This window comes from Hydrogenophaga sp. GW456-12-10-14-TSB4, from assembly GCF_059424305.1.
The window spans coordinates 94,589-107,597 of sequence record NZ_JBWKZH010000005.1; the positions used below are offsets into that span (position 1 = coordinate 94,589).

Sequence of the window (13,009 nt, forward strand, 5' to 3'; positions counted from 1 at the left end):
TCAGCCCTTCATGGCCCCGGCCGCCAGCCCCTGGATGAAGTATCGGCTGAGGAAGGTGAACAGGATCAACAAAGGCAAGGCTATCAGCGTGGCGCCAGCCATGAGCTCACCCCAGCGCGCGTCGAAGGTGCCAAGGATCGAGGCCAGACCCACTGGCAGGGTCTTCTGGCTGTCGCTACTGACCAGCACGAACGCGAAGATGTAGTCCGTCCACGACAGCAGAAAGGCGAAGATGGCCACCGTGACGATGCCAGGCAGCGACAGCGGCAGCACCACACGGAAGAACGCGCCGGCCCGCGTACAGCCGTCCACCATCGCCGCTTCCTCCAGGTCCAGCGGCATGACCTTGAAGAAGCCCCACAGCAGCCACACGCCCAGTGGAATGGTCAGCGTGCAGTGTGCGGCGATCACCGCCCACAAGGTGTCGGCCAGGCCCAGGTTCGCGAAGATCGACAGCAGCGGGATGGCCAGCAGCAACGGCGGGAACATGTAGGCGTAGAGCATGCTGCCCACGATGATGGTCTTGCCCGGGATGCGGTAGCGCGTCACCACATAGGCGATCAGCACCGACACCACCAGCGTGATGGCCACCACCGCCAGCGCCACCAGCACGCTGTTGCGGAACTGCACGGGGTAGTCGGTCAGCTCCAGCAACGTGCGGTACGCCTTCAGGCCGGTGTCGATGCTGCTGGGCCACAGCGTGGGCGGGGCGAACAGGTCGCGTTCGGGCCGCAGGCTGGATACGACCATCCAGTAGATCGGGAAAAAGGACCACAGGCACATCAGCGCCACACCCGAGAAGAGCGTGAAGCGTGCCAGGGGAGATCGCCGGGCGTTCATGGTTTGGCCTCTTTTTCTTCCAACGGGAAGTAGTGGAAATACACCGCAATCAGCAGCGTGAGCAGCAGGAACGACAGCGTGGCCACCGTCGCGCCGCCGCCCACATCGAACTGGCTGAAAGCGCGTCGGTAAGACAGCACGGGCAGGTGCTCGGTGGCCGATAGCGGACCGCCCTTGGTGAGCAGCCACACCACATCGAACTTGTTGAACATCCAGATGCTGCGCAACAGGACGGTGACGGTTAGCATGGGTGCAAGCATCGGGATGGTGATGTGCCAGAAACGCTTCCAGGCGCTGGCGCCATCGACTCGCGCTGCTTCGTAGAGCGACTTCGGCACGGTCTGCAAAGCGGCCAGGAAGCACACGGTGACGAACGGCGTCCAGGTCCAGACGCTGACACCGATCAGGATCAGCATCGCCGACGTCGGATTCTCGAACCAGGCCGGCCGGCCCAGCCCCAGCTGTTCCGACCAAACGGTGAACAGACCCAGACCACCGTCCAGCAGCCACTGGAAAATGACCGTCACGACCACCGTAGGCAGCAGGTAGGGCAGTACCGTGATGCCGCGCACCAGGGGACGCCCTGGGAACTGTTGGTCCAGCAGCAGCGCAAACAGCACGCCCAGCACGACCTGCGCCGCGATGGTTACGACAGCGAACAGCAGACCCACGCGAAGGGCGTGCCAGAACGTCTCGTCGGACAGGATGCGGGTGTAGTTGGCAAGACCCACCCAGGTCCGTATCGAGATAAAGGACTCTGCGTGGTAGAGGCTCAGTCGGATGGCGTCAAGGACCGGCACCAGGATCAGCAGCAGCGTGACTGCGACCCCGGCGCCGAACGCCCACAGCAGCGCGCGATCGCTGCCGGTTCGTATGCGTTTCATCGCTCTGGACTACAGAACCGTGCGGTACTTTTTCGCCATGATGTCCACGGCTTCAGCCGCAGGCATGTCCTTTAGCAGGCGATTCTGCACCGCCTCACTGATGGCGAAGGTCTCAAACATCTTGCCTGGCCGCAGGTCGATGCGCGAGCCTTCGGTGTCGATCGATCGGATGGTGACATCTTTGTTCGTGAGGATGCCGCGCATGAACTCGACCAATTCGGCGTGTTTCTCCACTAGCGGGTGCGCGCGCCATTGCGGGTCGTCGTAGACGTCCAGCCGCGGGGGCTGAAAGTGCAGCGGTGCCGAATGCAGGAAGTTAATGTAGTGGCGTTCGGTGAACCACTCCATGAACTTGTAGGCCTCGTCCTTCATGGGCGTGTTGAGCAGCACCCATCCGTCGTAACCATGGTTCACTGCCTGGCCCTTGCCAGTGCTATCCGGGTACATGAAGAAGCCGGTTTTCCCCGCCAGATCTGGTGCACGGTCCTCCAGCACTTCCATCAGACGTCCGGCGTAGGGCGCGTGGGCGATCTGCCCGCCGGAGTACTGGCCCAGCACCGTACCGAACAGGGCCTGCGTCATGCCGGTGGGCATAGAAGGCTGCAGCTTCTTCATGAAGTCGAGATAGCGGATCATCTTCGGCTTCATCTCCGCGTTGTCGATCACGAGCTTGAAGTCGTCGTCCAGCAGCTTGGCGCCGTCAGCCCAGAGATAGCCGATGGACATCCATTGCATGGCCGAGTTCGCGCCCAGCGGATGGCCCACGCCGAACTTGCCGTCGCCCGTCAACACCTTGCAATTCTCTGCCATCTGGTCAAAGGTCGTCGGTACTTTCAGTCCCTTTTGCTGGTACAGATCCTTGCGGTAGTACATCCAGCAGAAGTTGTAGTCATAGGGGTACCAATAGTGTTCGCCCTTGACCGGAAACAGGATGCGTGGACCCCACTTGGACTTCTCGATCAACTTGGTCATGGGCGCGAGCTTGCCGGCCTCGGCCAGGATGAGCATATGGCCGGCAAACGCCAGCGTGCCAATGTCGTAGGGCGTGCCACTGGAGATCGATGCCTGCAGTTTGCTGTACGCCTCATCCGGCGGTACCGTATCCACCTGCACCTTCACGCCCGTCAGTTTCTCGTATTCGGCCGCAGCCACGCGTAGTGCTCGTACCGACTCGCGGCCAGGCTCGGCGTTGAGAAAGCGGATGGTTTTGGTCTGCGCATGCACGGCCGGGGCGCCTAGCGCCATCAGCGCGGCGCCAGTGGCGCCACCGCCCAGCAGACGCCTGCGGGAATGCGAGGTCTCTTCTGTGGTGAGTGATTGCGCGGGGGCACTTGTGCGATCTTCAATTTGTGTGGCCATCGTTGTCTCCGTTAGGTTTGTAGTGAAGGGCATCATGTGCCCCGGGGCAGGGTCTCTTCTTGTTATGGGGAAAACGCTCGGGAACTCAGGGGGGCGGTGGCAACAGGCTGGCGCCGTCCTCCGCATCGAACAGGTGGACCTTCTGCGGATGCAACGTCAGGCGGCAGGCCGCGCCACGGGTGAATCGGTCTTCGCGGCCGCCCAGGACGCGCAGGCTGTTGCCCGCGCCGATGTCGCAGACCAGCAAGGTCTGCGAGCCAAGTTGCTCAACCAGGCCCACCGTCGCGGCGATCTCGCCGGTGTCGTTGGGCACCAGATGCTCGGGTCGCACACCCAGTACGACGCGGCGTGCAACGGCCGGCGCGCTGCCCCCGATCCAGCGTTCGCGAGGGATCGGCACCTGCACGCCCGGCCCGTCGAACCTCAGGCCCTGAGCATCGGCCACCAGCTCACCTTCAATGAAGTTCATCTCGGGCGCACCGATGAAGCCGGCCACGAAGCGGTTGGCGGGGTGGTCATAGACCTGCAGCGGCGTACCCACCTGCTGCACCCGACCCTGGTGCATGACGACGATGCGGTCGCCCAGTGTCATGGCCTCGACCTGGTCGTGCGTGACGTAGATCATGCTGGTGTGGATGCGCTTGTGCAGCTGGCCGATTTCCTCTCGCATGCGCACACGCAGTTTGGCGTCCAGGTTGGATAGCGGTTCGTCCAGCAGGAAGGCGTCGGGCTTGCGCACCAGCGCGCGGCCCAGCGAGACGCGTTGCATCTGCCCGCCCGACAGCTGACGCGGCTTGCGCTCCAGCAGATGTTCAATGCCGAGGATCTCGGCCGCCCACTTCACCTGCTGCGCAATCTCGGCCGGCGCGGTCTTGCGCATGCGCAGGCCGAAGGCGAGGTTTTCGTACACCGTCTTGTGTGGGTACAACGCGTAGTTCTGGAACACCATGGCGATGTTGCGGTCCTTGGGTTCCAGGTGCGTCACGTCACGCTCGCCGATGCAGATGCTCCCGCCGCTGGTGTCCTCCAGCCCGGCCACCATGCGAAGCGTGGTCGATTTGCCGCAACCCGAAGGGCCGACCAACACGACAAATTCTCCGTGCGCTACTGTCAGAGAAAACTCCGAGACGACCGAGACCGGGCCGAAGTCCTTGCGCAGTTTGTTCAGTACGATCTGCGCCATCAGGTTGCCCCTTTCGCCGAGTCTGCAGTCATGGTGGGCAGGCGTGACAGCGCGTGGTTTACGTCAGCCAGCCCGCGCTGGGCTTGCTTGTACAGCGCGAACAGTTCTGTGTAGTAGGCCGCGCGACGGGGATCGGGCCGCGCCGTTTCCATCACCTCGGTGCAGGCAAGGGCGGCACTTCGCTCGTCGGCGAAGACGCCGATGCCCACGCCAGCCAGCAAGGCCGCACCGAACGAAGCGTCGGTGGTGCGGGGGAGCAGAATGTCGATGCCCAGCACGTCTGCCACGATCTGCCGCCACACGGTGCTTTTGGCGCCGCCACCAATGATACGGGCGCGCTGGATCGCCATGTTCTCGGCGTTGAACTGCTCTTGCACTTCGCGCAGGGAAAACGCAATGCCTTCGTACAGAGCTCTCACGAAATGGGCGCGGTTGTGGCGAAACGTCATGCCCACGAAGTCGGCGCGCAGCAGCGGATCCCAGTACGGCGCACGCTCGCCTTGCAGGTAGGGGTGGAACAGCAGTCCGTCGGCGCCGGGCGGCACCGTGCCGGCCAGCCGGTCCATCTCGGCGAACGCGGTGCTGCCACTGGTAGCGCCTTGCATGAAGAAGGTGTCGCGTAGCCAGCGATGGGCCGAAGCGCAGCTGTTGGTGCCGGTGATCGTGTACCAGAGGCCAGGGACGGCCAACGGATAGTTAATCAGCGTGGGGTGTACGTGCGGCGCGTTGCCCACGATGCTAACGGTGCCCGCCGTGGCGAGCTTCACCGTACCGTCGCCCGGGGTGATGGAACCGGCCCCGAAGGTTTCGATCGAAGTGTCGGAAGTACCGCAAACCACCGGTGTGCCGGCGCGCAGGCCACATTGCTGGGCGGCTTGCGCCGTGACCTCACCGACCACGGTGGTCGGCTGCACCAGCGGCGGCAACGTGTCCAGGGGCCAGCCGATCATGTCGCACAGCTCCGCAGACCAACGGTCCTGCCCCGCGTCGAAGAGCATCGTGCCCACGGCTTCGGTACGGTCTGTCTCCCATGTTCCGGTCATGCGCGACCGCAGCCAGTCCTTGGCCACGTAGACGCGGCGCGTGGCACGCACCACCTCGGGTTCGTGGGCCACCAGCCATTTAAACTGCGGCAAGGTCCAAGTCGGTGTGGGTCTGTTTAGCGCGGTGCGCAGGATCTGTTCGCCGTGCGCGTCCTGCAGTTCAGCGGCTTGCGCGCCGCTGCGCTGGTCGCTCCAGAGAATGGCAGGGCGCAGCACGCGGCCCATCGCATCTTCCAGCACGGGCGTGTGGGCACCCGCGCTGAACGACACGGCGCGAATGTCCCCCGCAGTCAGGCCTGCCTCGGCCAGCGCGCGCGGCACGGTATCGCACACGGCGCGCCACCAGTCGTGCGGATCTTGCTCGCTCCAGCGGGGTTGCGGCGAATGTGTAGCGATGTCCATGGAGGCGCTGCCGCCGATGTGACCATCGCTGCGCACAACCATGGTCTTGAGGCTGCCCGCGCCGATGTCGATGCCCATCAGCCAGGCGTGCTGCACGGGGGCTTGCGCGCTCATGACGTGCCTTTCAACGCCGCGTCCAGCACGGCGGGCATGTCCAGGCCATAGGTACAGTGGCCTCGGCTGGCCACGAGCGCATCCCGGCGCTGCAAGGCCTGCATCACGCCGCTGTCGACGTCCAGGCGACCATCCAGATAGGCCAACGCCATCAGCGACAGCGCCGACGGCGTGTGCGATTCCATCTGCCGCGCTGCCTCTGCGGGATAGGAGGGTCGGCACGTGTTGGGGCAGTAGGCGCACACACGCAGGCTGACCACGGGATCTTGCGAGGAGGCTGGAGCAGAAGCGGCGCTCATGCTGCACCTCCTACGCTCAGGGAAACGGCTCCATCCGGAGCGCGCAGCCCCACCTTGCCTGGGTTGATCAAGTTGTGTGGGTCGATGCCGTCCTTTAGGATCTGCAGCAGGTCCATGCCGGTGTTCAGCTCTTCGCGCAGCCATTCGTTGCGGAACACACCCACACCATGGTGGTGGGAGATCGAGCCGCCCAGTGCCAAGCAGATCTGTTGCAACTCGTTCCACGCTTGGTGGTGCATGGCTAGGGCCTGAGCCTCGGGCATGGGCGGCAGGCGCAGCGTCATGTACTGGCAGGCGCCCTCGGGGTAGATGTGCGACCAGTGCGCGCCAAAGTAGGCCTGTGGGTGCAGCCCAAGCACTGCCTCGCGCATGCGCTGGTACATCGCTGGCAGCGCACTCCAGGCGCCGGTAATCTCGATGGTGTCCATGTAGTAACCCGCGGTCTGCCACTTGATGGAGTAAGACTGGTAGCGTGTTTCGATCCAATGCTCGTAGGGCTTGTTGTCGACCACGCTGGCGCCATGGTTCTCGCAAATGCGCACGGCAAACGCCTCCTCGGCCTGTGCCAACGTCGCAGGGCCACAGAATTGCAGGATTGCGAGCACAGGTTTTTGTTGGAACATTGCCAACCCTTCGGTGCGCTGGCGCGACTCTTCCTCGTCGTACAGTCGCATGACACTGGGTCTGCCTTCGCTCTGCGCGATCTCGCGCAACGCTTCCATCGCGCTGTGCAGCGACGGAAAGGCCAGCGTGACGCCTTTCTGAGTCTGCGGCTTGCGCCCCACCCGCAATGTGAGTTCGGTTATGAAGCCCAGCACGCCCTCAGAGCCGATCAGCAAGTCCTTGATGCTGGGGCCGACCGCACGGCGGGCCACCGGACGAACCGTGAGCCGTCGGCCATCGGGCAGCACGGCTTTCAAGCCGACCACGATGTCCTCGATCTTTCCGTAGCGCGAAGACACCTGACCAGCGCCGCGACAGGCCGCCCAACCGCCCACGGTGGACATGAACAGCGACTGTGGCAGGTGATTGGCTGTATAGCCCCGCTCACCAAGTGCCTCTTCGAAATGTCCCCCATTCATGCCGGATTGCACAACTGCCGTGCCGTCTATCTCGTTGAGCTCAAGCAATCGGTTCATCCGCTTCAAGTCGACCACGACCTCACTGCACAGCGCGATCGCTCCACCCAGCACACCCGAGCCTGCACCAAATGGAATCAGGCGTATGCGCTCTCGATTTGCCAGTTTGACGATGTCAATCAGCTCGTCCTCATTGGCCGGAATGACGATTGCCGCCGGCAAGGTTCCCGGCAGATCACCGGTACGCAGCCGGAACAGGCCATAGGGCAGACGATCCCGGGCATAGGCATATCGGTCCGCGACAGTATCCAGAAAATTTTCTTCACCAACGATATCTCGCAAGGAATGAGCGATGGCCGATGTCAGAGATGTTGCGGACCAAGAGGTTGTTGCGCTTGGGACTTGGCGGGCGTCGCCCGTGAGAGCGCTTGGTGAAACTGTCGTCATATGTCTCCTGTGGTGAATTCCCGAGGGGGGCGCCGCCATTGCTCATGACCGCTCTCCTCGTGAGAAAAAAATCTTTGTTGAACAAACGTTTGTCCAAATTCTTGTAGATACAGATTTCTTTGTCAATGTTTTTGTGAGGCGAGATGCGTGGAGAACGGAAACCACAGCAGTGATCGATCGCGGTCGAGCTCCGTTCTTGAAGCGCTCAACTGGAGCCCGTAATCGCTTTTAGGGAGAATGGCACTTACTTTGGCTCGCCGGCCCGTGCAGCCGTGCGTAAGTGCTTGAAGGCAAAGAGGGGTAGCTGACCCTGGATTGAATCGCCCCGGTTTTTGAGGAGGCTCAACACTCTGAGAGGATTGAGCCATGAAGAAGTCGAACAAGTTCTCACCCGAGGTCCGTGAGCGGGCCGTGAGGATGGTGCAAGAGCACCGTGGGGAGTACCCGTCTCTATGGGCAGCAGTCGAGTCGATCGCACCGAAGATCGGCTGTGTGCCGCAGACGCTGCTGGAATGGGTCAAGCGGGTGGAGGTCGACACCGGCGTGCGCGAGGGCGTCACGACCAGCGAGGCCCAGCGGATGAAGGAACTGGAACGCGAGGTCAAGGAACTGCGCCGGGCCAACGAGATTCTGAAGTTGGCCAGCGCGTTTTTCGCCCAGGCGGAGCTCGACCGCCGACTGAAGTCCTGAAGAGGTTCATCGACGAGCATCGTCATGCCTACGGGGTCGAGCCGATCTGCAGGGTGCTGCAGATCGCCCCGTCAGGTTATTGGCGGCAGGCGGCGCTGGCGCGTGAGCCGCACAGACGCTGCGCCAGAGCACATCGCGACGATGTCCTCATGCCGACGATACAGCGCGTCTGGCAAGCCAACATGCAGGTCTACGGCGCCGACAAGGTCTGGAGGCAACTGGCACGCGAGGGCACGGTCGTGGCGCGATGCACCGTCGAGCGGTTGATGCGCAGGCTCGGGTTGCGCGGTGTGATGCGCGGCAAGATTGTGCGCACGACGATCAGTGACAGAAACGCGATATGCCCGCTGGACAAGGTCAACCGGCAGTTCCGTGCCGAGCGACCGAACCAGCTGTGGGTTTCGGACTTCACGTACGTGTCGACTTGGTAGGGCTGGCTCTACGTGGCCTTCGTCATCGATGTGTTTGCACGGCGCATCGTCGGTTGGCGCGTGAGCAGTTCGATGCGCACGGACTTCGTGCTGGACGCGCTGGAACAGGCTCTCTATGACCGTCAACCGCAGCGGGATCGCAGCCTGATACATCACTCGGATCGTGGCTCGCAATACGTCTCCATCCGGTACAGCGAACGCCTGGGTGAAGCCGGCATCGAACCGTCTGTGGGCAGCAAAGGTGACAGCTACGACAACGCGCTGGCCGAGACTATCAACGGCCTCTACAAAGCTGAGTTGATTCATCGGCGAGCACCATGGAAGACCAAGGAATCCGTAGAGCTGGCGACGCTGGAATGGGTGTCCTGGTTCAATAACCAACGGCTCCTTGGACCCGTCGGGTACATCCCGCCTGCAGAAGCTGAGGCAAACTATTACCGGCAACTCGCCAGTCAAGCCACCACGGTGGCGGCCTGACTTAAACCAACCAGCCTCCACGAATCCCGGGGCGATTCACTGCTACCTGAGCACCGCGAACGGTTGTAGCACCCGACCATAAGCGGAGATTGCAAGCAAAGGCCCATCCAGGCGGCTACTGCATCTTGAATTATTGCGGCCGAATAGGTATGGGATAGGCCTCTTACCTCAAGCTGCAGCCGCCGCTCCAACTCCGGGCAGCGACAACCGCACGATTTTCATCACCGTCGTCCCGAATTGCCGCGTCAACGACCCGATGTTGTACGGAATGCCGTAGCGCGATGCCAGCGCGCGCACGCGCACGGCCAGACCCGGGTACCGGTTGCTGGCAGGTCCGGGAACAGATGGTGTTCGATCTGATGCGACAGGTTGCCGGACAGGACGTGGAACAGTCGGCCGCCGCCGATGCTGCAGGAGCCGAGCAACTGGCGCACGTACCAGCGCGCGCGGGTCTCGTTCTCCTCCTGCGCCTTGGTGAACACATGTACGTCTTCCGGAAAGTGGCCGCAGAAGATGATGATGTAAGTCCACAGGCTGCGCAGCAGGCAGGCCACGGCGCCGGCACCGAATACGACGAGGAACACCGTCAGCAGGGACGGGCCGGCGCCTGCAAGTGCGAACGGAAGCGCCAGGGCGACGCCCAGCAGCGGCCAGGCGATGTAGTCCTTGGTCACCTGGGCCGCCATCTTCCTTCCGGTGCGACGCAACTGCGGGCCAACGGCTTCCATGTGCTTCTTCCGCGTGAAGAACTTGCCCAACTCTAGCTCCTGGATAGCGACGCCCCATTCGAACAATAACGCGAGCAACAAAGCGTAGAGCGGCTGGCCCAAGTGGAAGGGTTTCCAGGGCTGCGCGGCGGACATGCGCAGCAGGCCATAGCCGATGTCCGGATACTTGCAGTCCCTGCACTGCAGAGCATCCAGCGTCAAAGTCATTTCAACGCTGGACTGAGACGCTTGAATGCGATCTCCGAAGGACAACACCTGGGGTCGCTTCGCGCCCGTCGGCAAGTGCCCCGAATGGCTGCGGCAGTTTGGCTCCCTTAAGGATCCTCCCTCGACGTGAACGTGCGCTGGGGCGCTCACGGGGATCGGTGCGAAGTGACTGAACATCCTCCAGGGTGACGAAGGAAGTTTCAAATCCTGCAGAGCGTGCCACCTTCATAACGCTGATACCCAGCCGCTCCGCATGGGCCAAGAGAGCTGGAGTGGAAGTACCAAGTTCATTTGCCAACGTGCAGAGCGGTCGCCATTGACTCAAGAAGTTCTCGACAGACCTCCGGCAGATGCCGTTGATGTGCTTGGCAGAACGAACTACATGTCCAGCAGCCACTAGTGCAGTGCGCGTGAATTTGTAGAACTTAATTTTGTCGGCATACTCAGACGTTCCAGGAGGCTGGAACAGTGAGAGTTGCCAAGACGATTGAGTTGGACGAGACCACCTTGCGGGAGCTTCGTGGGCTTGCCAGGCGTCGTACGGTGGAGGCCAGGCTGCAGCAGCGGGCGCTGGTCATTCTGCTGGCAGCGCAGGGACGGCAGAACAAAGACATTGCCATCGAGGCTGGGCTGGACCGGCGCCAGATTGCGATGTGGCGTGAGCGCTTCCTGGCCGGCGGCATCGATGCGCTGCGCAAGGACGCCCCGCGCAGTGGACGACCGGCCACTATCACCGCCGAGATGGAGTCTCGCATCGTGCAGGCCACGCTGCACGACAAGCCGGTCAACGCCACGCACTGGAGCACTCGCACGCTGGCCGAGCACCTGGGCGTCGGTGCGACGACAATCCGCCGCGTCTGGCAAGGCAACGGCCTGAAGCCTCATCTGAGCCGCACCTTCAAGCTCTCGCGCGACCCACGCTTCGAGGACAAGTTGCTGGACGTCGTGGGCCTGTACATGAACCCACCCGAGCACGCACTGGTGCTCAGTTGCGACGAGAAGAGCCAGATTCAGGCCCTCAACCGCACACAGCCGGGGCTGCCAATCAAACGCGGTCGTGCAGGCACCGTGACCCACGACTACAAGCGCCACGGCACGACCACGCTGTTCGCTGCACTCAACACCCTGGACGGCAGCGTGATCTCGATGTGTCAGCCGCGGCACCGCCACAGCGAGTGGCTCAAGTTCCTGCGGCTCATCGATCGCCGCACGCCCAAGCACCTGAGCCTGCATCTGGTCGTGGACAACTACGCCACGCACAACCACCCCGAGGTGCAGAAGTGGCTGGCCAGCCACCCGCGCTTCGTCATGCACTTCACCCCGACGAGCGCGTCGTGGTTGAACATGGTCGAGCGCTTCTTCCGCGACATCACCGACAAGCGCATCCGGCGCGACAGTTTCACCAGCGTGGCCGAGTTGGAACTGGCGATCGACTTGTACGTGGCCCATCACAACATCGACCCCAAGCCGTTCATCTGGACCGCCAGTGCAACGGACATCCTGGCCAAGGTCACCCGGGCAAAAGCAGCATTGGCGGCGACCGCCGGATAAGTACAGAACAGAGCGGCGCACTGCACTAGGGCGGTCACAACGTCAGCGTGTGTACCCACCAAGCTACCCGCAGCCTTGGCCGAGATGAACTGGCGAGCTGAATCAACGGCTTGTCGAATCCTGAAAGATTCGACGTCCGCGAGGTCAAACATTAACGAGCCCAGCTTGCTACCCGACCTTGCACTGGGCACAATCTTCCCGTCCAAAACCTCACCCAAGAAAATACCTTTGGATCGAACTTCCCCAAGCTTTTTGAGTGCCAGAATTCGATCCAATGATATGAGCTCTTCACCTTCAGAGCTGGGGCCTTGGACTCCATTAGTTGGCTTTCTGGCAATCCCGATCAACCGTTCGGTAAGTGCCTTCAGATCATCTGGCCAGTAGCCCAATCGAACATTTGCAACAGGGTTGCTTGAGTAGTGGCCTGAGCGCTTCAACTGTTGGAGGACGCTCACTGGCAATCCTGACAGCTTCCCGGCCGCGCGAGCTTGGAGGCGATCTTCGCTACGTCTCGGAGTCTGATCCACAACCGAAGCATCTGCGACATAGCGGAAACTCTTGCCAGCTTGAATCGTCTTCGACTGGATGAAGCCTCGGGCAGTCCAATTACGAACGGTGATGGGACGGACGCCTAGGCGCGTCGCTAACGTGACTTCGGAGACGAAGCGTTGCTTGTCAGGTTCTGACCGAAGGAGTTTGTTGTCCACGACAGCCCCGCCCCACTCGTCTTAGTCTGGCGCTCAGCGCAGTCCATCGTCACGCCCTATGTTATCGAGGTGGACAACGCCGGTCAGGTGCGGGCCGTGGGCGAAGCGGCCGCGCCGTACAAGCCGGCCGATGCGCAAATCGCGTTCCACCTGGCGCGCTTCATTGGCGACGTGCGGTCGCTCTCCATCGACCCGATCGTGGTGCGGCGCAACTGGCTCGAAGCCTACGACTACACGACCGACCGCGGTGCCGCGACGCTGAACGATTACGCGCGCACCAATGATCCGTTCTCCCGCATCGGGCAAAGCTCGGTGGCGGTGGAAGTGACCAGCGTGGTCCGCGCCAGCGATGCCTCGTTCCAGGTGCGCTGGATCGAGCGCAGCTATACGAATGGGTCGCCTTCGGGCACCGAGCGGTGGACGGCGGTGCTGTCCGTCGTGTTGCAGCCGCCGCGCACCGAAGAGCGGCTGCGCAAAAACCCATTGGGCATCTACGTCAACGGCCTGTCCTGGAGCCGTGAACTCGAAGCAATGCAAGGAGCAAAACCGTGAAGCCACATTTCCGTAG

General features: G+C 62.3%; 10 protein-coding genes, 2 pseudogenes and 1 other annotated feature. Of the genes and pseudogenes, 3 read left to right on the top strand and 9 right to left on the bottom strand.

Features of this window, described 5'->3' with window-relative positions; genetic code table 11:
* The 7 genes from AC07ZS_RS04385 to AC07ZS_RS04415 all read right to left on the bottom strand — a co-directional run bounded on the left by AC07ZS_RS04385 (position 1) and on the right by AC07ZS_RS04415 (position 7,545).
* The gene (locus AC07ZS_RS04385; protein ID WP_494797412.1) at positions 1-840 is read right to left on the bottom strand and encodes a carbohydrate ABC transporter permease; all 840 of its coding nucleotides are present in this window, start codon (positions 838-840) and stop codon (positions 1-3) included.
* Positions 837-1,724: a carbohydrate ABC transporter permease gene (locus AC07ZS_RS04390; protein ID WP_494797413.1), complete on the bottom strand. Its 888-nt coding sequence runs from the start codon at positions 1,722-1,724 to the stop codon at positions 837-839. The genes AC07ZS_RS04385 and AC07ZS_RS04390 overlap by 4 nt, the downstream gene beginning before the upstream one ends.
* A 9-nt stretch (positions 1,725-1,733) precedes the next feature.
* Positions 1,734-3,083, bottom strand: coding sequence for an ABC transporter substrate-binding protein (locus AC07ZS_RS04395; protein ID WP_494797414.1), 1,350 nt, complete (start codon positions 3,081-3,083; stop codon positions 1,734-1,736).
* 85 nt (positions 3,084-3,168) lie between these two features.
* Positions 3,169-4,266: an ABC transporter ATP-binding protein gene (locus AC07ZS_RS04400; RefSeq protein ID WP_494797415.1), complete on the bottom strand. Its 1,098-nt coding sequence runs from the start codon at positions 4,264-4,266 to the stop codon at positions 3,169-3,171.
* Positions 4,266-5,825 (bottom strand): xylulokinase, encoded by a 1,560-nt coding sequence (gene xylB / locus AC07ZS_RS04405; RefSeq protein ID WP_494797416.1) that lies wholly within the window; start codon positions 5,823-5,825, stop codon positions 4,266-4,268. The genes AC07ZS_RS04400 and xylB overlap by 1 nt, the downstream gene beginning before the upstream one ends.
* Positions 5,822-6,124, bottom strand: a complete 303-nt coding sequence (locus AC07ZS_RS04410) for a hypothetical protein (RefSeq protein ID WP_494797417.1) — start codon at positions 6,122-6,124, stop codon at positions 5,822-5,824. The genes xylB and AC07ZS_RS04410 overlap by 4 nt, the downstream gene beginning before the upstream one ends.
* Positions 6,121-7,545 (bottom strand): FAD-binding oxidoreductase, encoded by a 1,425-nt coding sequence (locus AC07ZS_RS04415; protein WP_494797418.1) that lies wholly within the window; start codon positions 7,543-7,545, stop codon positions 6,121-6,123. The genes AC07ZS_RS04410 and AC07ZS_RS04415 overlap by 4 nt, the downstream gene beginning before the upstream one ends.
* Positions 7,546-8,016: 471 nt before the next feature.
* Here AC07ZS_RS04415 and AC07ZS_RS04420 point away from each other — a divergent pair.
* Positions 8,017-9,248 (top strand): annotated as a pseudogene (locus tag AC07ZS_RS04420) (IS3 family transposase).
* Positions 8,295-8,411 (top strand) — a sequence feature (AL1L pseudoknot). (Overlaps the previous pseudogene by 117 nt.)
* Positions 9,249-9,493: 245 nt before the next feature.
* On the opposite strand, the gene AC07ZS_RS04425 reads toward AC07ZS_RS04420, so the two are convergent.
* Entirely contained in the window at positions 9,494-10,183 is a 690-nt protein-coding gene (locus AC07ZS_RS04425; RefSeq protein WP_494797419.1) for a fatty acid desaturase, read from the bottom strand.
* A gap of 468 nt (positions 10,184-10,651) precedes the next feature.
* On the opposite strand from AC07ZS_RS04425, the gene AC07ZS_RS04430 reads away from it, so the two are divergent.
* A complete protein-coding gene (locus AC07ZS_RS04430; RefSeq protein ID WP_494797420.1) occupies positions 10,652-11,734 on the top strand; it encodes an IS630 family transposase in 1,083 nt (360 codons plus the stop codon).
* On the opposite strand, the gene AC07ZS_RS04435 is transcribed toward AC07ZS_RS04430, so the two are convergent.
* Complete coding sequence (locus AC07ZS_RS04435; protein ID WP_494797421.1) at positions 11,632-12,441, bottom strand: hypothetical protein; 810 nt, start codon at positions 12,439-12,441, stop codon at positions 11,632-11,634. The two genes, AC07ZS_RS04430 and AC07ZS_RS04435, sit on opposite strands and share 103 nt — an antisense overlap.
* A gap of 21 nt (positions 12,442-12,462) precedes the next feature.
* Between AC07ZS_RS04435 and trbF the strand changes: the two are divergent.
* Positions 12,463-12,993, top strand: a pseudogene (gene trbF / locus AC07ZS_RS04440) (conjugal transfer protein TrbF); the annotation flags it as partial.
* Positions 12,994-13,009 lie beyond the last annotated feature (16 nt).

Bases quoted from the DNA above. Each gene is read 5' to 3' on its own strand.
- AC07ZS_RS04410 (WP_494797417.1), bottom strand. From the start codon at position 6,124: ATGAGCGCCGCTTCTGCTCCAGCCTCCTCGCAAGATCCCGTGGTCAGC.
- AC07ZS_RS04400 (WP_494797415.1), bottom strand. From the start codon at position 4,266: ATGGCGCAGATCGTACTGAACAAACTGCGCAAGGACTTCGGCCCGGTC.
- AC07ZS_RS04390 (WP_494797413.1), bottom strand. From the start codon at position 1,724: ATGAAACGCATACGAACCGGCAGCGATCGCGCGCTGCTGTGGGCGTTC.
- AC07ZS_RS04425 (WP_494797419.1), bottom strand. From the start codon at position 10,183: ATGACTTTGACGCTGGATGCTCTGCAGTGCAGGGACTGCAAGTATCCG.
- xylB (WP_494797416.1), bottom strand. From the start codon at position 5,825: ATGAGCGCGCAAGCCCCCGTGCAGCACGCCTGGCTGATGGGCATCGAC.
- AC07ZS_RS04385 (WP_494797412.1), bottom strand. From the start codon at position 840: ATGAACGCCCGGCGATCTCCCCTGGCACGCTTCACGCTCTTCTCGGGT.
- AC07ZS_RS04395 (WP_494797414.1), bottom strand. From the start codon at position 3,083: ATGGCCACACAAATTGAAGATCGCACAAGTGCCCCCGCGCAATCACTC.